Source organism: Rhodoluna lacicola (assembly GCF_000699505.1).
Taxonomy (GTDB): domain Bacteria; phylum Actinomycetota; class Actinomycetes; order Actinomycetales; family Microbacteriaceae; genus Rhodoluna; species Rhodoluna lacicola.
This window is the reverse complement of record NZ_CP007490.1, coordinates 707,508-726,992: the sequence shown is the minus strand read 5'-3', so window position 1 is coordinate 726,992 and position 19,485 is coordinate 707,508. Positions and strand designations below refer to the sequence as shown.

Here is a 19,485-nt window from a genome sequence, read left to right as displayed (position 1 = left end):
GATTAAACACAGTAAAGACGCCATTTCGGCGTCTAGACGATTATAGGTCAAGCAGCCCGTCTAGCAGGTTAGTTGGCGGCGTTTGGCCAAGATGAGCAAATCCCGCAGCCGTGGCCTGGCGCCCTCGAGCAGTGCGAGCAATTAGACCCATCCGCACCAGAAAAGGCTCAACGACGGCCTCAATTGTGTCTTGCTCCTCCCCTACAGCAACGGCCAGGGTAGAAAGGCCAACGGGCTTTCCAGAGAATCGCTCCACCAAAACCTTCATAATCTCGCGGTCAAGCCTGTCGAGTCCCAGATCGTCCACTTCGTAAAGCTTCAGAGCTCCCATTGCCTCATCGACACCGATTTTGGTTTTGCCCCCGACTAGTGCGAAGTCTCTTACCCTCCGTAGCAAGCGATTTGCGATTCTGGGAGTGCCTCGGCTTCGCCTTGCAATTTCCTGCTGAGCGGTTTCATCAATCTCAAGTCCAAGTTTCTTGGCAGCGCGATTGATCACCTGCTGTAGTTCTTGATTTTCGTAGAACTCAAGATGGGCGATGAAGCCAAATCGATCGCGTAGCGGACTCGGCAGCATGCCAGACCTAGTGGTTGCTCCAACCAGGGTGAATGGCGCAATCTCGAGCGGAATCGATGTGGCGCCGGGTCCCTTACCAACCATCACATCAACGCGATAGTCCTCCATCGCTAGATAAAGCATTTCCTCGGCAGACCTGGCCATGCGATGAATTTCGTCGATGAATAGGACTTCTCCGGGGGCAAGAGAACTCAGAACTGCGGCAAGGTCACCCGCATGCTGGATCGTTGGACCACTGGTCAACCGCAAAGGCTGGCCACCTTCGTGAGCAACAATCATCGCCAGGGTTGTTTTACCAAGACCCGGTGGGCCCGCAAGAAGGATGTGATCAGGAGTTCTATTTTGAATAGCCGCCGCATCAAGAATTAACTTGAGTTGGTTGCGCACTTTTGATTGACCAATAAACTCCCCTAGAGATTTTGGTCTTAGCGCTGATTCAAAGGCTAGTTCGTTGTCGCTGCCTTCAGCCTTAGTTAGTTCACTCATCGCTTGCACTTACAGTCTTTGAAGAGCCAAGCTGACTAAGAGCGGCCTTTAGCAAATTATTTGAACTCGCAGACTCGCCCAACTCCCTGACAGCCTGGTTTGCAGCCTCGAGTGCAATTCGTTCGGTCCACCCAAGACCGGTCAGTGCAGTGACGACAAGCCCGATGGCAGCGGAATCTTTTCTCGAAACCTGCTTTTGATTTGGAACCAGTTTTCCAGCCAGAGTCACGATAATCAGCTTGGCTGTTTTAGGACCGATACCGGAAACTGATCTGAAAGCCGCATCGTTATCTAGACCAACCGCATCGATTATTTGTTCAACCGTGAGTGTGCCAAGTATCGCCAGTGCAGATTTGGGGCCAACCCCGGAGACGGATCTGAGAAGGTCAAAAACCTTTTGCTCAGTGATTGATGTAAAACCAAAGAGTGTGAAGCCATCCTCGCGAACGATGAGGGATGTGTTAATCAGTGCCGACTGACCAATTTTGAGTTGGTGTGCTGTATTACTGGTTATTTGAACAAGGTATCCAACTCCGGCAACGTCAATAATCGCGCTACCAGCTTCTAGCGCGATAACATTTCCAGCCAAAGATGCAATCACCGGTTAAGACTAACCAATGCTTGTTCGCTAGCGTCGCTTTGAGGCGGTGGCATTCTGCTCGGCAGCCTGCCAGGCTTTTTGTGCTGACGTCATTTCGCTAGAGGAACTTACGGTTCCGCCAACACTTTTCCATGCGTGACAGATGGCGATTGCCAAACTGTCGGCAGCGTCTGCGGGCTTGGGCACCTCTTCCAGGCCCAAGATCTTCGCGACCATTTGACCAACCTGCTGCTTGTTAGCGCGACCCGAGCCGGTAACTGCAGCTTTCACCTCACTGGGCGTGTGCAGGAAAACTGGTATTGCATGCTTGTGTGCCAGCATGAAGACGACACCGCTAATCTGTGCAACACCCATGACACTTCGCAGATTCTGTTGCGAGAAGACTCTTTCGATGGCAATTGCGCTTGGCTTGACGTTGAGAATTAACTTCTCAATTTCTTCACCGATGTGGCCGATTCGATCGACCAATTCAGAACTCGCATCGGTGCGAATTGTGTCTACCGAAACCAGAGAGACTCTTCTAGACGCACCAGCCAGGATAACCCCAACTCCACATCTAGTCAGACCGGGGTCTACTCCTAAAACGCGAGTGGTCACAAGCTAATCGTTTTCGAGTTCAGCTAAAACTTCCGGCGAGATGTCTAGGTTGGAGTAGACGTTTTGAACATCATCGGAATCCTCAAGCGCATCAATAAGGGCAATCGACTTTCGTGCGGTCTCTGCGTCAACCTGTATAGGCATTGACGAAACAAACTCCACGTCTGCACTTTCATAATCAATGCCCGCAGCCTGTAGTGCTGTTCTGACGGAGACCATTTCACTTGGATCGGTCGTGATTACGAACTGTTCGGCGCGTTCCTCAACGTCATCTACTCCAACTTCAAGGACTGCCTCAAGAATTGAATCCTCAGTGGTACCTTCTGTTTTTGAAACTACGATGACGCCCTTGCGCGCAAACTGATAGGACACGCTGCCAGGGTCTGCCATGGTTCCGCCATTGCGCGATACGGCTAGTCGCACTTCGGCTGCGGCTCTATTTTTATTGTCGGTAAGACACTCAATCAAAATCGCAACGCCATTAGGTCCATAGCCTTCGTACATGATGTTCTGATATTCCACGGCATCGGCACCAACACCGGACCCGCGCTTGATAGCGCGATCAATGTTGTCGTTTGGCAAAGAGCTTTTACGACCCTTTTGCACAGCATCGTAAAGTGTTGGATTGCCGTCTAGATCAGGTCCGCCTAGTCTGGCAGCTACCTCGATGTTCTTGATTAGTTTGGCAAATAGTTTTGCTCGGCGGCCATCAATAACCGCCTTTTTGTGCTTGGTGGTCGCCCATTTGGAGTGGCCAGACATAGTGCTCCTACGTATATTTTTTTGACGTGGTCAAGTCTAGATTATGACCCGGCTACCATCCGAAGGAAGAGTTCGTGAATTCGGGTTTCGTTAGTCAGCTCAGGATGAAACGAAATGCCAAGGATGTTATTTTGGCGAACGGCAATGATTCTGTCGTCTGGGAGTTTTGCGAGAACTTCAACGTCATTGCCAACTCTCTCCACTATCGGAGCTCTTATAAATGCTGCATGTACGGGAGATCCTGCAACTCCAACAAATTCAAGGTTGGTCTCAAATGAGTCAAGTTGATTGCCAAATGCATTTCTTCTCACCGATACATGAAGACCACCGAAACCCGCTTGTCCTGAAACACCATCCAGAATTTCATCTGCAAGCATTATCAGCCCGGCACAAGTTCCAAAGACCGGAAATCCTGCTTGTATTTTTTTTCTGATTGGTTCAAACAATCCGTAGGCGACCGCAAGTTTTTGAATCACGGTGGACTCGCCACCCGGTATCACTAGCGAATCGCAAAGTTCAAGCTCGCGGACCGTTCTGATCGGAACGGCTGCTGCACCGATTTTGCCGAATGTTGCAATGTGTTCGCGGAAATCACCCTGCAGAGCAAGCACGCCAACTGGCATGATGCTTACCAGCCGCGTTCGGCCAAACGGTGCGGTGCCGGAAGGTCAGACACGTTTATACCCACCATGGCCTCGCCAAGTCCACGACTTACCTGAGCCAAAACATCGGGGTCATTGAAAAACGTGGTTGCCTTAACAATTGCCTTTGCACGTTCGGCTGGATTTCCAGATTTGAAAATGCCCGAGCCCACGAATACACCGTCGGCACCCATCTGCATCATCAGTGCCGCATCGGCAGGTGTAGCAACTCCACCAGCAACAAACATTACGACCGGTAGCTTTCCGGTGCTCGCAACTTCACGCACAAGTTCATACGGAGCTTGAAGTTCTTTTGCAGCAACGTAAAGCTCGTCTTCAGACTTGGCAGCCAATGTTCGAATCTCACCGTAGATGGTTCGAATGTGCTTCATGGCTTCTGAAACGTCTCCGGTTCCCGCTTCACCCTTGGAGCGAATCATCGCTGCACCCTCGGTGATGCGGCGAAGAGCCTCTCCCAAATTGGTCGCGCCACAAACAAATGGAACATCAAATTTCCACTTATCGATGTGGTTAACGTAATCCGCTGGGCTCAAGACTTCAGATTCGTCGATGTAGTCAACCTTCAGAGCCTGCAGAATCTGCGCCTCTACAAAGTGCCCAATGCGAGCCTTTGCCATCACAGGAATAGATACAGCCTTGATAATCCCATCGATCATGTCTGGGTCGCTCATTCTAGAGACACCGCCCTGAGCTCGAATGTCTGCTGGTACGCGCTCCAAAGCCATTACCGCAACAGCACCGGCATCTTCAGCGATTTTTGCCTGCTCTGGGGTGACGACGTCCATGATGACGCCACCCTTCATCATTTCAGCGAGACCACGTTTTACTAGTGGTGTTGATTTAAAAGTCTGAGAATTGCTCATGGGTAAAGTCTACGCCCCAAAAAACTCTGGCCAATAACGTATCAACGGGCTAAGCCTCGCTCCATGCTGCAGCTACGTCTCTGCGTACCTCGCCCAGAAGCCTTGGCAAAGCCTTGGTCTCGGCGATGATTGGGAAAAAGTTAGCATCATTGCGCCAGCGAGGAACAATGTGTTGGTGAAGATGACCAGCGATACCAGCACCTGCAACTTCGCCTTGGTTCATGCCAATGTTGAATCCGTGAGCACCTGATATCTTACGAAGCACTCTCATTGCTTGTTGGGTGAGTTCTGCCATTTCTGCAACCTCTTCGGTGTTTGCCTGGTCGTAGGTTGCAATGTGACGGTATGGGCAAACCAGCATGTGACCGGAGTTGTAAGGAAATAGATTTAGCAGCACGTAGCTGTGCTTACCTCGGAAAACTATGAGAGCTTCCTCATCCGTTTTATCAACCGCCAGACAAAAAGGACAATCTTCATCGGCTGGTTGCTGACCATGCTGAATGTAAACCAGGCGATGAGGGGTCCATAGATGTTGGAAGGCGTTTGGTACACCCGGCATCTCGGCAGAGGACTGAATGTTTTCTGGGTTCATTTAGACCTGGACCTTGTCGCGAATTGCGCCAAGGATTCGCTCAATCGCTTCGGCAACTAGAATTCCATTTTCTTGAGTGCCATCGCGGAATCGGAACGAGACGGCGCCAGCTTTTTGATCCTCTTCACCGGCGATAAGCATGAAGGGAACCTTATTCATCGTGTGATTGCGGATCTTCTTCTGCATGCGATCGTCAGAGTCATCCACCGTGATTCGAACACCCGATTTTCTGAGTTCTGCAGCAATGCCGTGTAAATAGTCTGAGAACGCGTCTGCGATTGGAACACAAACAACTTGAACTGGGGCTAGCCACGGAGGGAAGTGACCCGCGTAGTGTTCAGTTAGCACTCCAAAGAATCGCTCTACAGAACCAAACAGAGCACGGTGGATCATAACCGGCCGCTCCTTTGTGCCCTCGGCGCTGGTGTATTCCAAATCAAAACGTTCCGGAAGGTTAAAATCAAGTTGAATTGTGGACATCTGCCAGGTTCGACCGATGGCATCTCGTGCTTGAACGGAAATCTTAGGACCGTAGAAAGCAGCACCACCCGGATCTGGGATCAGCTCTAATCCAGAATCTGCAGCGACCTTTTCTAAAGTTGCGGTTGCGGTTTTCCAGATGTCATCGCTTCCAACAAATTTTGGATTTCCCTCTTCTTTTGTTGAAAGTTCTAGATAGAAATCGTTGAGTCCGTAGTCTTTCAACAAGCCAAGAACAAAGCTCAAAACATCGGTGAGTTCCTGCTCCATGTTTTCTTTGGTAACAAAAAGGTGAGCATCGTCTTGGGTCAAACCACGAACACGTGTAAGACCATGCAGTACTCCACTCTTTTCATTTCTATACACAGTTCCGAATTCGAACATGCGCAGCGGGAGGTCTCGATATGAGCGTGGCTGGCTGCGGTAAATCAAAATATGGAAAGGGCAATTCATTGGCTTTAGGTAATAGTCCTGCCCAGCCTTTTTGATGTTGCCTTGTTCGTCAAGCTCTTCATCCATGCGAATTGGTGGGAACATGCCATCTGCATAGGTTTGCAAGTGACCCGAGATCTCAAACAGATTGCTTTTTGAAATGTGAGGGCTGTAAACGAAGTCGTAACCGGATTCCTCGTGACGTTTTCGGCTGTAATCCTCCATTACACGCCTCATGATGCCGCCCTTGGGGTGGAACACGGCTAGACCTGAGCCGATCTCTTCCGGGAAAGAGAAGAGATCTAGGTCTACCCCCAGCCTTCGGTGATCTCGACGAGCAGCTTCCTCAAGTCGCTCCTGGTGAGCTCGAAGTTCGTCTTTGGTTGGCCAAGCTGTCCCATAAATGCGTTGGAGCTGTTTGTTATTTTCATTTCCGCGCCAATAGGCAGAAGCAACACGTGTCAGTGCAAAGCCATTGCCGATCATTCGAGTGTTGGGAAGATGCGGGCCGCGACAAAGATCTTTCCAAACTGTTGCCCCGGTTTGAGGGTCAACGTTGTCATAAATTGTTAGATCTCCGGAACCAACTTCGGCTGCGCCCTCACCCAACTCAGAACCCTTTAATCCAATTAGTTCAAGCTTGTATGGTTCAGCAGAGAGCTCAACCTTTGCCTCACCGTCTGTGGTTACGCGGCGAATGAATCTTTGACCTGACTTGATGATTTTTTCCATGGACTTTTCAAGTGCCTTGAGGTCTTCCGGCGTAAATGAGGTTTCTACGTCAAAGTCATAGTAGAAGCCATCCTTAATAGGTGGCCCGATTCCAAGCTTCGCCTCAGGATTAATGTTTTGAACTGCCTGAGCCAACACGTGGGCAGCTGAGTGTCTGAGAATGTTCAGGCCATCGGCGGACGCTATTGCCACTCCCTCAACTTCGTCGCCATCATTCAGCAGATGAGCCAGGTCACGAAGCTCTCCGTTAACCCGCATCGCCACGATGGATCTATCTGCAAATAACTTGAAGCCATCCGATCCGGCTTCGACTGCCGTGGTCAAACCGTCAACGCTCAAATTTATTGGAGACACACAAAACCTCATCTGGCTGGAATTTGCTCTAATTCTAGCCAAGGTAAACCTGCGAGCCTGCCTTCCTAGACCTGCAACTGTGCTAATTTCAAAAATTATGAGCAAAGCCAAGTTGACCAAACTCGATGAAGCCGTCATGGCCAAGCAAGAGTTCCAGCGCAATTCGATGGCAGCAAAACTAAATTGGCTCAGAGCTGGTGTTTTAGGTGCCAACGATGGCATTGTCTCGACAGCCGGCTTAGTAATGGGTGTTGCCGGCGCAACAACTGATTCGAATTCGATTTTGATTGCAGGAGTAGCTGGTCTTGTTGCCGGATCAATTTCAATGGCCGGTGGTGAGTACACCTCGGTGAGCGCTCAGAAGGACAGTGAAATAGCATCGCTCAGCAGAGAGCGAAGAGAACTGGCCGAAGACCCAGAGGGCGAACTTCGTGAATTAGCTTGGTTTTACGAGCAGAAGGGTCTCAGCCTTGAGCTTGCCACGAAGGTTGCAAAAGAACTAACCGCCAGAGACGCAATCAAGGCACATGCAGAGGCAGAGCTGGGAATTGATTCCGAGCAACACGCTAGCCCAACTCAAGCGGCTTTCGCCTCGTTTGTAGCCTTTGCGGCAGGATCCTTGCTTCCTCTTCTTGCCGTGACGGGCCCCTGGATTGAAGCCCGTATTCCAGTTACTGTCATTGCCGTAGTTGCATCACTAGCAATAACTGGATTTGTTGGGGCAAAAATTGGCGGCGCCCGATCTGGTATTGCAATTATTAGAAACGTGGTTGTGAGCCTTTTGACCATGGGAATTACATTTGCAATCGGCTCTTTGGTTGGCACGGCTATCTAATTACCAGTCAAGTTATGCTGTTCAAGTGAATTCAACAAAAAGTTTCGACGTAGCTCTTATCGGTGGCGGAATAATGAGTGCCACCCTTGGAACGCTTCTTAAACTGGTCAAACCGGAAATTTCTATTCAAGTATTCGAACGCCTTGATGCCCCGGCTCAAGAAAGCAGCAATCCTTGGAATAACGCGGGTACCGGTCATGCTGCGCTCTGCGAACTGAACTACATGCCGGATTCAAAGGACGGGTCACTACCTAATCCGGCTAAGGCAATTGCAATCAACGAGCAATTTCAGTTGAGTAGACAATTTTGGTCACATCTTGTTGAAATCGGTGCTCTGGGCGATCCGTCATCGTTCATAAATTCCACTCCACACATTTCCTTCGTCAGGGGCGCTAAGGATGTCGACTACTTGCGTCGTCGCTTTGAGGTACTTAAGGATGAGCCCCTATTTGCAGGTATCGAGTTTTCGGATGACCCAAAAGTCATCGAATCTTGGGCACCGCTTCTGATTAAGGGTCGCAAGAGCGATCAACCAATCGCGGCAACCCGGGTTGAATCGGGCACCGATGTTGACTTTGGGTCAGTAACTAGACAAATGTTTGAGTTTTTGAAAAGAAATAATGCAAATTTTCAAGCAAATGCCGAGGTAAAGGACCTGAACCGCAACTCTGATGGTTCGTGGAATCTAACCGTAAGAAACCTTGAGACCTCAGAGACTGACTATGTGAACGCCAAGTTTGTTTTTGTTGGCGCCGGTGGCTGGGCCCTAAAGCTGCTACAGAAATCTGGCATTGCCGAGGCGCGGGGCTACGGCACATTCCCAGTTGGGGGTCAGTGGTTGCGCACCTCAAACCCAAAACTTGTTGAACAGCATTCTGCAAAGGTTTATAGCCAAGCATCGGTTGGCGCACCCCCGATGTCTGTACCTCACCTCGATAAACGCGTGGTCGATGGCAAAGCTTCGTTGCTGTTTGGGCCCTATGCGACCGCAAACCCAAAGTTCCTTAAAAACGGAAGCATCTTTGATCTTCCGGCATCGCTAAGACCGTCCAATCTAATTCCTTATTTGTCAGTAGCACTTACAAATTTTTCACTGATTCGCTATTTGGTTGGTGAATTACTAAAGACCAAGGCAAAGAAGTTCGACGCCCTCAAAGATTTCATGCCAACCGCAAGCCCCGAAGATTGGGAGTTGCTGAACGCAGGTCAACGTGCGCAGGTTATCAAGAGAGACAAAGTCAAGGGCGGTGTTCTCCAGTTTGGAACTGAAGTGATTACCTCCCACGACGGATCTATCTCTGGGCTGTTAGGTGCTTCGCCAGGCGCGTCCACGGCTGTCTTCGTCATGCTGGAAGTTCTAGATAGAAGTTTCAGTGCTGGAATTCCGGATCTGAAAAAGCGGATTCAGAAACTAGTTCCGAGCTACGGAAGCAAGCTGTCGGCCGATGCGAAAAAGGCAAAAGCATCATTGGAGTCGACAGCGAAGACTCTGAAAATTAAGTAAAAAAAATACCCCGGATTATCCGGGGTATTTTTGTGGTCGATACTGGGATCGAACCAGTGACCCCTTCCATGTCAAGGAAGTGCGCTACCGCTGCGCCAATCGACCGTACTTTGCTGCAAATCTCCCAATGCAATTGAGAAATTCCTTGGAGGTGGAGACGGGATTTGAACCCGTGGGTTTACAGCTTTGCAGGCTGTTGCTTTGGGCCGCTCAGCCACTCCACCATGCTTTTGCGAGGCTTACGCCCTAATGCGAGCGGATGACGAGATTCGAACTCGCGACCCCAACCTTGGCAAGGTTGTGCTCTACCAACTGAGCCACATCCGCGCGTCTTGTTTCCAAGACTTGGCTACTCTAACCGAAATTTTTGCCCTTGGCAAACTTCAAACGCGCGAAATCAGCCGCGCCAAGACCATCTTGGATCTGCCTCTGAGTAAGCGGTTTCTCCGTGCAAAACGCGATCAACGCCGGCGATTTCATCGGTGCTGGTCACTCTGAATCCAATAGTTTTCTGAATCAGCCAACCGATTAGATACGAAGCGGTAAATGAAAATACCAAGACAACGACTGCACCAATTGCCTGCTTTCCGAGCTGCTCAAAACCAAAACCAAAGAACGCCCCAACCCCATTACCAAAGAGTCCAATGTAAAGGGTGCCGACAAGCCCACCAACTAGGTGAATACCAACTACATCAAGAGAGTCATCGAAACCAAGCAGGTATTTCAGCTCGATAGCCAAGGCACAGGTCACGCCAACAATCAAACCCAGAAGCAAAGCAAAGACAGGAGTTAGAAAAGCACAGGAAGGCGTGATCGCAACCAAACCAGCAACGGCGCCAGAAGCAGCACCAACCGAAGTAGGTTTCTTGTGCGCAATTTGTTCGTAGGCAATCCAACTAAGCATTGCCCCAACAGGCGCCGCGAGTGTGTTCATAAAAGCTAGGGCGGCCACACCGTCAGCAGCGAGCTCGGAACCAGCATTGAAGCCAAACCAGCCGAACCACAAAATTGCGGCTCCAATCAAGGTCAGCGGCACATTGTGTGGCGCATGCATGCCCTTGGTGAAACCAAAACGTTTTCCGACAACGAGAGATAACGCTAGTGCTGATGCACCTGAAGCGATTTCGACTACGGTTCCACCGGCGAAGTCCAAGACTCCGATGTTGTAAACCAGCCAACCACCGTCGGTGACCTTGCCGTCTGTGACCGAAGAATTAAATACCCAACCGGCTACAGGGAAGTACACCACGCACGCCCATAGCGCACCGAAAAGCATCCATGAACCAAACTTCGCCCGGTCTGCGATTGCGCCAGAAATGAGTGCGACGGTAATAATCGCAAACGTGCCTTGGAAACCTGCAAAGGCAAGATTAAAGCCATCCCCAGCCTTGGCTTGCGCAATTGCATCGGCCAAAAAGATCTTGTCTAAATCAATACCGATCACACCATCGAGACCAACGAAGCTCCCAGAACCAGCCGCTCCGAAAGACACCGCATAACCAAAGACAACCCACATAACAGCAATGAGAGCCAATGACCCAAAACTCATCATCATCATTGAGACCACGCTAGAGGCGCGGACAAGTCCCCCGTAAAAAAATGCGAGCCCGGGGGTCATGAACAAAACCATGGCCGAGCAGATTATTAGGAACATGGTCGTATCCTGATGAGTCATTGTCTTCCCTTCAAACACACCAAAAGGAGGAGCCCGAAAGCTCCTCCCCTTGGCGATTACTTTCTAGCCGCGGTCTGCGCCAAAAGCATAAGCTTCTTCACCGTGAACCACAGTGTCGATACCTGCAATTTCATCTTGAGCTTTAACTCGGAATCCGATTGTCTTCTCAATCACGAAACCAATGATCAACGCCAGAACGAAGCTGTAAACAAGTACGGCGCCGGCTCCAAGTGCCTGCATAGCGAATTGGTGCCATCCGTTTCCGAATGCGACTCCTACGCCATTTCCAAAAATACCGATCCATAGAGTTCCGACGATTCCTCCAACCAAGTGAATTCCTACAACGTCAAGCGAGTCGTCGAAGCCAAACGAGAACTTCAGATCAACGGCAAGAGCACAAAGAGCTCCGGCAACTAGCCCAAGCAAGATCGCATAGACGGGATCAAGAACTGCACACGCTGGAGTCACTGCAACTAATCCAGCGATGGCGCCTGAACCGGCACCAATAGAAGTTGCTTTGCCATGCTTGAACTTTTCAACCATGATCCAACCAAGCATCGCAGCGGCAGGAGCTGCAAGAGTGTTGATAAACGCGATTGCCGCAATTCCATCAGCAGCAAGTTCAGAGCCTGCATTGAAACCGAACCAACCAAACCAAAGCAATGCAACACCAAGCAAAGTCAGCGGTACGTTGTGGGGCTGAGTTATACCTTTGCTGAAACCAAAACGCTTTCCCAACACAATTGCTAGGGCCAAACCGGCTGCACCGGCGTTGATGTGCACTGCGGTGCCACCGGCAAAGTCGATAACACCGAGTCCATAAACAATCCAACCGCCATCAACTACTTTTCCATCTTCAAGCGTGAAGTTGAATACCCAGTTTGCAACTGGGAAGTAAACCACGGTCGCCCATACGCCTGCAAATACCATCCAAGCGCCGAATTTGGCGCGGTCTGCAATTGCTCCAGAGATCAGGGCAACTGTGATGATTGCGAAGGTTGCTTGAAAGGCGACAAAGGCCATGCTTGGGAAAGCACCAGCAGGATCAGCCGCGTCAGCAACTTGAGCGGTTAGGCCCAGGAATGAGGTATCAATTCCAAACCAGCCGTCGATACCAAAAAATGTACTTGTGCCTGCGTTTGAAAATGAAATGGCGTATCCGTAAAGAACCCATAACACGGCAATGAGCCCTAGCGAGCCGAAGCTGAGCATCATCATGCTCACAACGCTCTTGGCCTTTACCATGCCACCGTAGAAAAACGCCAAGCCGGGCGTCATTAGTAGAACCAGTGCTGCGGAAATGAGCACAAATGCAGTGTTGCCTTGATCCACTTGTTTACCTCTCTCTAAGAAAACAAATAGTTGCCAGAAGGAGTCCGGCTACTGTTTTGAGTTTCCACGAAGAAAGTTTCGGTTCTAGACCACAAATGTTTCGTGTTTGTAAAAGATGTTTCTACTCGGTCATTGCACCCAGTCGAGAAACGGCTCGCAGATACTTTTTTCGATATCCACCGGAAAGATAGCTTGCCGAAAATACTTCCGTCAGTGGCGTACCAGTGGCGCGAATCTTGAGTTGTGCCTCGTAAGCACGGTCGACGAAAGCCACAAAACGCAGAGCGTCGACTTGATTATCAAGAACATGGCAGTTCACTAGGCCCAGAGCTTCAATACCTTCAAGCAACCGCCCATAGCGTGAGGGGTGGATGGTGGAAAGGTGCTTAAGAACTGCGTCAAATTCGTCCAGAGCGGTGGCCGCCTTCTGACAACCGGCTAACCAAATCTCCATCTCACTAGCCGAATAAGCCTTACCTACCTGTTCAATCGGTCGATGTCGATGGTCTTCACCGTCAATTCGCAACATCTGAAATTTGTCTGCAATGCCATGAATCTCACGTTGAAAATCAGCTGCTGCGAACCTTCCTTCACCCAGGGCGTTAGGCGGGGTATTACTCGTGGCGGCAAACTTAATTCCTTTTGCAGACAACTCATTGATAAGTCGGGACATCATCATGGTGTCGCCTGGATCATCCAATTCAAATTCATCGATGCAAATTAATTCAAATCTTGAGAGGGCTACTATTGCCTCGGCAAAACCCAGAGCGCCAATCAGGCTGGTATATGAAATGAAGCTCCCAAATGCCTTTTTACCTCTAAACGTGTGCCAAATTGAGGCCAATAGGTGGGTCTTCCCTACACCAAAGCCACCATCAAGGTAAATTCCAACGGACTCTGACTCGGAACGCCCAAAAAGCTTTCTACTTCCCTTGCCTTCAGCAAATGCTTTGGCTTTGTCGCGTGCTTGGGATTGGCTTGGAAACTCAGTGTGGGGCACGTATGTGGAAAAGGTGGCCTGACTAAATTCCCTTGGTGGGACAAGCTCTGCTAGCAGCTGGCTGGTGCTCACCTGGGGCTGCAAGGTTACAATCGAACGAAAATCTCCTGGGAAAGTTGCCAATTATTACCTTGTCGTTGGATGTTTCAAGTTCATCAGTTAACCTATTTGATGGTACACACATGAGCGGAAGGAATCACCGAGCCAATGAGCATTGACTTCGACAACGATCCAAAGATTGCGAGTTACGCAAACCCTCAGGTACTGGTGACTACTGAATGGCTCAGCAAAAACCTTGGCAGGGATGGCCTAGTGGTAGTTGAATCCGATGAGGACGTGCTTCTATACGAAACCGGTCACATTCCTGGTGCTGTAAAAATCGACTGGCACACGGACTTGAACGATCCGATTCTTCGAGACTACGTTTCTGACGAGGCTTTCGCGGCTCTTCTATCTAGCAAAGGTATATCTCGTGAGACTACAGTCGTAATCTACGGCGACAAGTCAAACTGGTGGGCTTCCTACGCACTATGGGTTTTCAAGCTTTATGGTCACCCCGATGTGCGTCTACTAGATGGTGGGCGCGATAAGTGGATTGCCGAAGGACGCGAGCTAACCAAAGAGAAGCCCTCGATTACCACGGCCAACTACCCAGTAGTTAAGCGCGACGACTCAACCCTTAGGGCCTTCAGAGACGACGTGCTAAAGCACTTTGGGAACCCACTTATCGACGTTCGATCGCCTGAGGAGTATTCAGGTGAGAGAACCCACATGCCTGCATACCCTGAAGAAGGTGCTCTGCGTGGCGGCCACATTCCAACTGCTGCTTCAGTCCCCTGGGCCAAGGCGGTAGGCGAAGACGGCGCATTCAAATCACGAGAAGAACTTGAAAAGGTTTACCTTGATGGTGCCGGCCTCAAGGCCGGGGACGACGTGATTGCCTATTGCCGTATTGGCGAGAGATCAAGCCACACCTGGTTTGCCCTCAACTACCTTCTTGGCTTTAAGAATGTTCGAAACTATGACGGGTCTTGGACTGAATGGGGCAGTTTGGTTGGTGTCCCAATCGCCAAGGGAGCAGAGCCTGGCCTAGCCCCGGTAGCAAGGTAGCTGTGCCAAGAGAATCGGTCGAAACTCTGATCGAAGATTTCAATTCGATTAGTCTCCAGGATCGGCTTAACCTGCTGCTCGAATTCAGCGAACAACTACCTGAACTGCCTTCAAGATACGCTGATCACCCGGACTTACTCGAGCGAGTCGAGGAGTGCCAATCTCCTATTTTCCTTTTTGTCGAGGTGAACTCTGGCGTTGTTAATCTGTTTTTCAGCGCTCCAGCAGAAGCCCCAACTACCCGCGGTTTCGCCGGGATTCTTTCAGCGGCGATGGACGGTTTGTCAGTTGAAGAAACCCTAGCCTTTGACGACGACTTTCCCTCTAAAATCGGCCTAACCGAGGCAGTTTCACCGCTACGAATCCGAGGCATGCGCGGAATGCTAGCTCGAATCAAACGCCAAGTGCGAGAGAAACAGTAGTTGGACCATCTTCAAATTTCAAAAGGGCAAGAATTCAACGAATTTTACGCCCGACTGCCTGAATGGCAGGGTTGGTTGGCTTCATTGTTGATTGATGCCGACGGCAACACCGTGGGCCGAGATGGTACGTCAAAATCAATCAGCAACAGCACCGATCTTCAATTGCTGCTGGCACTCAGATCAAAATCTGAACTAATCGTGACCACAGGAAGAACCGCAAGAGCAGAAAACTACCGAGCCTCTAGGTTCGCTCCGATAGCTTTTATCACCCGGAAGCTTGAAACTTTGGAGCATCTACCAGCCATCAGAGAACCTGGAAGTCATAAAAATATCTTTCTAAAACCCAATTCAGCCGAACTCGACTTCGATGACCTAGGCCAGCAACTAAACGAATTAGGATTCAGCACAATGCTTTTTGAGGGTGGCACGAGTTCTCTAGGCCGAATGGTCACCACCGCAAGCCACTCACAACTAGTGCTCACAATTTCGAATTTTGGATCAATTGGTCCAGATGACTTAAAACCGATGTTGGCTAAAGTTTTGCCAAGAACAGACACTGCCGAACTGCAGGATGCCTTTGTAGCCGGTCCGAACCTGGTGTCTCGCTGGGGCTTCAAAGCGGCCTAGCGGCGTGGCTACAGGCGGCATCCGCGGCAGGCAAATAACCTATAGGCAATGATTGAGATTGACATTCCGGGCGATGCCCCCGCCGAGTTCAGACTTGCGGTGGATTCGTTGCGCTCGGCAAGTGTTCGAGATGAATTGATTATCGAACAGATAGCCGCGCCTGGGAAACTAGCCAAGTACGAAGTGGCCTTCTCTGCCAATGTTGACGCCTCGGCAACTGATGTGGCTTCAGACCTAGGGACCGGTCGATTCGTCTTACTTTGGGACCAAGATGAACCTGAGCCTTGGCAATCTCGTTTTCGAGTGATCACTTTCGCAAAGTCTCCACTAGAAACTGATATTGGTGCCGATGAGCAGATCTCTGATGTGGCCTGGGCTTGGCTAACGGAGGCGCTGCAAAATCGAAACGCACGATTTATCGCCGAAGCGGGAACCGCAACCCGCATAATCTCTTCTGGCTACGGTGCGCTGAGCAACCAAAGCGACCATGCTGAACTTGAAATCCGATCCTCTTGGTCACCAATTGACACAAATGCCGCGGCGCACCTTGAAGCTTGGCAAGACCTGGTTTGCATCATGTCTGGTTTCCCAAATCTACCTGCCGGCGTAACCAGCCTTGGCCTGTCTCGATGACCGATGAGATTGTCGAACATCCTCTTCTAGCCAAACCTAGGGTTGAAGACGTACGACTTGTAAACACCGCCGAAGATCTAGAGGCGGCTATTTCGATTCTTTCTTCGGCAACCGGACCATTCGCGCTGGATGCCGAACGTGCATCGGGCTTCAAATACAGTCAACGGGCCTATTTGATCCAGGTACACCGCGCCGGCACACCAATTTTTCTCATAGACCCCATAGAGATTCAGACGACATCGACAGAATCTATTTCAAAACTTGCTCGACTGCTCAAAACAGATGAGTGGATTCTGCACGCTGCATCCCAAGACTTACCGTGCCTTCGGGAACTGGGCATCGTGCCAACAAGAATCTTTGATACCGAACTGGGCTCTAGGCTTGCAGGATTAGCCCGCGTGGGCCTAGGGGCCGTGACAGAGCACTTTCTAAAACTTAGATTGGCAAAGGAACACTCGGCTGTTGACTGGAGCACCCGCCCACTAAATCCGGAATGGCTCAACTATGCCGCCCTAGACGTTGACGTTCTCATCGAATTGCGAAATGGCGTCGCGGATTTACTTATTTCGCAAAACAAACTCGAATGGGCCGAGCAAGAATTTGCCCACGTTGCGAAAATGCAGCCGAAGGAGCCCAAACCAGATAAATGGCGCGGAATGAGTGGCATGCATGAAATTAAGGATGCTCGTTCACTGGCAATAGCAAGAGAACTCTGGTCAGCTCGTGAAGCTTTGGCAGAGCGGTTAGATGTTTCACCGGGTCGACTGATTCCTGATGCGTCAATTGTCGGACTTGCTGCAAATCCATTGAAATCAAAACCTGAGCTTGCTGCCTCTAAAACTTTTACGGGCAGAGCTAGCAGAACATATCTAGACACCTGGTGGGCGGCATTGAATGAGGGCCTGAATACTAGAGACGTGCCGCCGACTAGGTTGCCACAGGTTGGAATTCCAAACCATCGAATTTGGCCTAATCGGTATCCAGAGGCAGACGCTCGACTTAAAAATGCACGGGCAGCCCTGGTGAAAATTAGTGAGGAGTTATTACTTCCAGTTGAGAATTTGCTTACCCCTGATTTGGTGCGCCAGCTCTGCTGGGAGCCGCCGGAACTCATCACACCTGAAACAGTTTCTAAGGCCCTCAAGACAATGGGTGCTCGTGAATGGCAAATAGGGTGCACAGCTGAATCGTTAGCTACAGCCCTGAATTCGATTAGTCCTGCCGAATCGAATCTGCCCTCGTCAGGCCAACAAGCTACTTCTGAGTCTTCTCCGAACGAATAACCTGAGCTGAGTCAGCTATGGGGCGCGCATGCGGAACCCTAGATCCAACGACTTGCGCGACAATATCACGCGCGATTGCTTGGGCTGTCAGACCAACACGCTCCATGATTTGAGCTCTAGATGCGTGCTCTAGGAATTCATCGGGAAGACCAACCTCATTTAGTGCCGTATCTACTTGAGCTGCTCGCATGTCTTGACGCACGCGCGTGCCGATGCCGCCAACCTTGATGCCATCTTCAATAGTGACCACAAGCCTATGTTCCGATGCCATCTGCACAACTGATTTTGCAACCGGAACAACCCAACGAGGATCAATAACGGTGGCACCGATACCCTGTGCCGCGAGTAATTCCGCAACTTGAAGACCTACCGATGCCATAGCACCTACACACACCAGGAGCACATCTTTACTTGCGGACTGAAGAAGTACATCTACTCCATCGTCAGTTCGCTTGATTGCACGAATACTCTGACCCACGGTGCCTTTGGAAAATCGCAGCACCGTTGGCGCGTCAGATACCGCCACCGCCTCATTGAGCTCCTCACGGAGAGTGTCGGCATCTCTAGGCGCGGCAATCCTAATTCCGGGCACCACTTGCAATACAGATAGATCCCACATTCCGTGATGACTCGCCCCATCTGGACCGGTGACACCTGCTCTGTCCAACACAAAGGTCACACCAGCCTTATGCAAAGCCACATCCATAAGAACCTGATCGAAGGCGCGGTTCATGAAGGTTGCATAAACTGCAACTACGGGGTGTAGGCCACCAAATGCCATGCCGGCAGCTGAAGTGACAGCATGTTGTTCGGCGATTCCGACGTCAAACACTCGCTCGGGATATTTCTTGGCGAACTTATCAAGACCAACTGGAATCAGCATGGCACCTGTGATTCCAATAATGTCTTTACGCTTTTCGGCAATTTTCAAAATCTCATCGCCAAATGCGCCGGTCCATGTTTCTGCGCTTGAATCTTCAAGCGACTCTCCGGTACTTGGATCAATCTTGCCCACGGCGTGAAATTGGTCGTCTTCATGAAGAGTAGCCGGATCAAAACCTTTACCCTTTTGGGTTATTGCATGAACAATTACCGGCGAACCGTACTTCTTTGCCTGGCGAAGCGCCTGCTCCATTGCCGCAAGGTCATGGCCATCAACCGGACCGATGTACTTAATATCAAGATTTGGAAACATGCCCTGAGGAGCAAACGTCGAAAGCAAGCCCTTGCCGGCTCCTCGAGCTGCGGAGTATACGAGCCTGCCGACTAGACCAAACTTGTAAAAAAGTTTTTTGCTGAGTTTATAGAGGCGGCGATAGTTTTTATCGGTGCGAACATCATTCAAATAGCGTGCTAAGCCACCGATCGTTGGCGCGTAGCTGCGTCCGTTGTCGTTTACAACGATTACGAGTTTTCTATCGTTATCGTCTGAAATATTGTTGAGTGCCTCCCAAGCCATTCCGCCGGTCAGCGCACCGTCGCCAACCACGGCAACAACGTAGCGATCGTCCTGGCCTGTGAGTTTGTAGGCCTTGGCAATTCCGTCCGCCCATGAAAGCGAGGATGACGCATGTGAACTTTCGACGATATCGTGTTCTGATTCCGATCGCTGGGGGTATCCAGCCAACCCATCTTTTTGACGCAGTGAGCTTAAATCTCTGCGGCCAGTTAGCATCTTGTGAACGTAAGACTGATGGCCTGTGTCAAACACAACAGAATCTTTGGGCGAATCAAAGACCCTATGAATTGCGACTGTAGTTTCGACTACTCCAAGATTGGGCCCAAGGTGCCCTCCAGTCTTGGCTACTGAAGAAATTAGGTATGCACGAATCTCTCGACAGAGTTGAGAAAGCTCCGCTGCGCTCAACGAATCGAGGTCACGTGGACCGTTGATTCTCTCTAGTACGCTCATAAACTCCTCAACTA

General features: G+C 50.3%; 19 protein-coding genes and 3 tRNA genes. 7 read left to right on the top strand and 15 right to left on the bottom strand.

The genetic code is table 11. The annotated features are described in order from the left end of the window. Nucleotides 1-40 precede the first annotated feature (40 nt). Genes ruvB through thrS form a run of 8 tightly spaced genes read right to left on the bottom strand, consistent with a single transcriptional unit; the run spans nt 41 to nt 7,150 of the window. Nucleotides 41-1,063 carry a Holliday junction branch migration DNA helicase RuvB gene (ruvB, locus tag RHOLA_RS03555; protein WP_038502393.1) on the bottom strand — a complete coding sequence of 341 codons (1,023 nt, stop codon included), beginning with the start codon at nt 1,061-1,063 and terminating at the stop codon, nt 41-43. After that, nucleotides 1,056-1,664: a Holliday junction branch migration protein RuvA gene (gene ruvA / locus RHOLA_RS03550; RefSeq protein ID WP_038502392.1), complete on the bottom strand. Its 609-nt coding sequence runs from the start codon at nt 1,662-1,664 to the stop codon at nt 1,056-1,058. Before ruvA ends, ruvB begins: the two co-directional genes overlap by 8 nt. Nucleotides 1,665-1,691: 27 nt before the next feature. Next, complete coding sequence (gene ruvC / locus RHOLA_RS03545; RefSeq protein WP_038502390.1) at nt 1,692-2,261, bottom strand: crossover junction endodeoxyribonuclease RuvC; 570 nt, start codon at nt 2,259-2,261, stop codon at nt 1,692-1,694. Nucleotides 2,262-2,264: 3 nt separating this feature from the next. Beyond that, nucleotides 2,265-3,023, bottom strand: coding sequence for a YebC/PmpR family DNA-binding transcriptional regulator (locus RHOLA_RS03540; protein ID WP_038502388.1), 759 nt, complete (start codon nt 3,021-3,023; stop codon nt 2,265-2,267). A 41-nt stretch (nt 3,024-3,064) separates the two neighbouring features. Continuing rightward, the gene (gene pdxT, locus RHOLA_RS03535; protein ID WP_038502387.1) at nt 3,065-3,646 is read right to left on the bottom strand and encodes a pyridoxal 5'-phosphate synthase glutaminase subunit PdxT; all 582 of its coding nucleotides are present in this window, start codon (nt 3,644-3,646) and stop codon (nt 3,065-3,067) included. Nucleotides 3,647-3,651: 5 nt separating this feature from the next. Next, on the bottom strand, nt 3,652-4,548 hold the full coding sequence (pdxS, locus tag RHOLA_RS03530) for a pyridoxal 5'-phosphate synthase lyase subunit PdxS (RefSeq protein WP_038502386.1): 897 nt from the start codon (nt 4,546-4,548) through the stop codon (nt 3,652-3,654). A gap of 49 nt (nt 4,549-4,597) precedes the next feature. Beyond that, a complete protein-coding gene (locus RHOLA_RS03525) occupies nt 4,598-5,140 on the bottom strand; it encodes an HIT family protein (protein WP_038502384.1) in 543 nt (180 codons plus the stop codon). After that, complete coding sequence (gene thrS / locus RHOLA_RS03520) at nt 5,141-7,150, bottom strand: threonine--tRNA ligase (protein ID WP_084321373.1); 2,010 nt, start codon at nt 7,148-7,150, stop codon at nt 5,141-5,143. An 85-nt stretch (nt 7,151-7,235) separates the two neighbouring features. Here thrS and RHOLA_RS03515 point away from each other — a divergent pair, with 85 nt between their 5' ends. Further along, the gene (locus tag RHOLA_RS03515) at nt 7,236-7,973 is read left to right on the top strand and encodes a VIT1/CCC1 transporter family protein (RefSeq protein ID WP_227818761.1); all 738 of its coding nucleotides are present in this window, start codon (nt 7,236-7,238) and stop codon (nt 7,971-7,973) included. Between the two features lie 25 nt (nt 7,974-7,998). Beyond that, entirely contained in the window at nt 7,999-9,477 is a 1,479-nt protein-coding gene (gene mqo, locus RHOLA_RS03510) for a malate dehydrogenase (quinone) (RefSeq protein WP_038503906.1), read from the top strand. Between the two features lie 33 nt (nt 9,478-9,510). Here mqo and RHOLA_RS03505 read toward each other — a convergent pair. From RHOLA_RS03505 to zapE, 6 genes are all read right to left on the bottom strand, one after another. Then, nucleotides 9,511-9,582: transfer RNA gene (locus RHOLA_RS03505), tRNA-Val, on the bottom strand. 41 nt (nt 9,583-9,623) lie between these two features. Continuing rightward, nucleotides 9,624-9,701, bottom strand: a tRNA-Cys gene (locus RHOLA_RS03500). A 30-nt stretch (nt 9,702-9,731) separates the two neighbouring features. Beyond that, nucleotides 9,732-9,804: transfer RNA gene (locus tag RHOLA_RS03495), tRNA-Gly, on the bottom strand. A 70-nt stretch (nt 9,805-9,874) separates the two neighbouring features. Continuing rightward, complete coding sequence (locus RHOLA_RS03490; protein WP_038502379.1) at nt 9,875-11,152, bottom strand: ammonium transporter; 1,278 nt, start codon at nt 11,150-11,152, stop codon at nt 9,875-9,877. A 63-nt stretch (nt 11,153-11,215) separates the two neighbouring features. Beyond that, nucleotides 11,216-12,484, bottom strand: a complete 1,269-nt coding sequence (locus tag RHOLA_RS03485; RefSeq protein WP_038502377.1) for an ammonium transporter — start codon at nt 12,482-12,484, stop codon at nt 11,216-11,218. A 121-nt stretch (nt 12,485-12,605) separates the two neighbouring features. Further along, on the bottom strand, nt 12,606-13,556 hold the full coding sequence (zapE, locus tag RHOLA_RS03480) for a cell division protein ZapE (RefSeq protein WP_227818806.1): 951 nt from the start codon (nt 13,554-13,556) through the stop codon (nt 12,606-12,608). Nucleotides 13,557-13,691: 135 nt separating this feature from the next. Between zapE and RHOLA_RS03475 the strand changes: the two genes are divergently transcribed. From RHOLA_RS03475 to RHOLA_RS03455, 5 genes are read left to right on the top strand one after another with little or no spacing between them, the layout of a single operon-like run. Beyond that, a complete protein-coding gene (locus tag RHOLA_RS03475; RefSeq protein ID WP_038502375.1) occupies nt 13,692-14,594 on the top strand; it encodes a sulfurtransferase in 903 nt (300 codons plus the stop codon). A gap of 2 nt (nt 14,595-14,596) precedes the next feature. Next, on the top strand, nt 14,597-15,016 hold the full coding sequence (locus tag RHOLA_RS03470) for a SufE family protein (RefSeq protein WP_038502373.1): 420 nt from the start codon (nt 14,597-14,599) through the stop codon (nt 15,014-15,016). Further along, nucleotides 15,017-15,643, top strand: a complete 627-nt coding sequence (locus tag RHOLA_RS03465) for a dihydrofolate reductase family protein (protein ID WP_038502372.1) — start codon at nt 15,017-15,019, stop codon at nt 15,641-15,643. It abuts the gene before it with no gap. Nucleotides 15,644-15,691: 48 nt separating this feature from the next. Continuing rightward, the gene (locus RHOLA_RS03460; protein ID WP_038502370.1) at nt 15,692-16,276 is read left to right on the top strand and encodes a DUF3000 family protein; all 585 of its coding nucleotides are present in this window, start codon (nt 15,692-15,694) and stop codon (nt 16,274-16,276) included. Beyond that, on the top strand, nt 16,273-17,559 hold the full coding sequence (locus RHOLA_RS03455; protein ID WP_051636246.1) for an HRDC domain-containing protein: 1,287 nt from the start codon (nt 16,273-16,275) through the stop codon (nt 17,557-17,559). Before RHOLA_RS03460 ends, RHOLA_RS03455 begins: the two co-directional genes overlap by 4 nt. Here the strand turns inward: RHOLA_RS03455 and dxs are convergent. Continuing rightward, nucleotides 17,531-19,471 (bottom strand): 1-deoxy-D-xylulose-5-phosphate synthase, encoded by a 1,941-nt coding sequence (gene dxs, locus RHOLA_RS03450; protein WP_038502369.1) that lies wholly within the window; start codon nt 19,469-19,471, stop codon nt 17,531-17,533. The genes RHOLA_RS03455 and dxs overlap by 29 nt on opposite strands. Nucleotides 19,472-19,485: the final 14 nt, after the last annotated feature.

What these genes read in the sequence shown, in the direction of transcription:
- ruvB (WP_038502393.1), bottom strand. Translation starts at nt 1,063, where the DNA reads ATGAGTGAACTAACTAAGGCTGAAGGCAGCGACAACGAACTAGCCTTT.
- RHOLA_RS03540 (WP_038502388.1), bottom strand. Translation starts at nt 3,023, where the DNA reads ATGTCTGGCCACTCCAAATGGGCGACCACCAAGCACAAAAAGGCGGTT.
- pdxT (WP_038502387.1), bottom strand. Translation starts at nt 3,646, where the DNA reads ATGCCAGTTGGCGTGCTTGCTCTGCAGGGTGATTTCCGCGAACACATT.
- pdxS (WP_038502386.1), bottom strand. Translation starts at nt 4,548, where the DNA reads ATGAGCAATTCTCAGACTTTTAAATCAACACCACTAGTAAAACGTGGT.
- RHOLA_RS03525 (WP_038502384.1), bottom strand. Translation starts at nt 5,140, where the DNA reads ATGAACCCAGAAAACATTCAGTCCTCTGCCGAGATGCCGGGTGTACCA.
- thrS (WP_084321373.1), bottom strand. Translation starts at nt 7,150, where the DNA reads ATGAGGTTTTGTGTGTCTCCAATAAATTTGAGCGTTGACGGTTTGACC.
- RHOLA_RS03515 (WP_227818761.1), top strand. Translation starts at nt 7,236, where the DNA reads ATGAGCAAAGCCAAGTTGACCAAACTCGATGAAGCCGTCATGGCCAAG.
- RHOLA_RS03490 (WP_038502379.1), bottom strand. Translation starts at nt 11,152, where the DNA reads ATGACTCATCAGGATACGACCATGTTCCTAATAATCTGCTCGGCCATG.
- RHOLA_RS03475 (WP_038502375.1), top strand. Translation starts at nt 13,692, where the DNA reads ATGAGCATTGACTTCGACAACGATCCAAAGATTGCGAGTTACGCAAAC.
- RHOLA_RS03460 (WP_038502370.1), top strand. Translation starts at nt 15,692, where the DNA reads ATGATTGAGATTGACATTCCGGGCGATGCCCCCGCCGAGTTCAGACTT.
- RHOLA_RS03455 (WP_051636246.1), top strand. Translation starts at nt 16,273, where the DNA reads ATGACCGATGAGATTGTCGAACATCCTCTTCTAGCCAAACCTAGGGTT.
- dxs (WP_038502369.1), bottom strand. Translation starts at nt 19,471, where the DNA reads ATGAGCGTACTAGAGAGAATCAACGGTCCACGTGACCTCGATTCGTTG.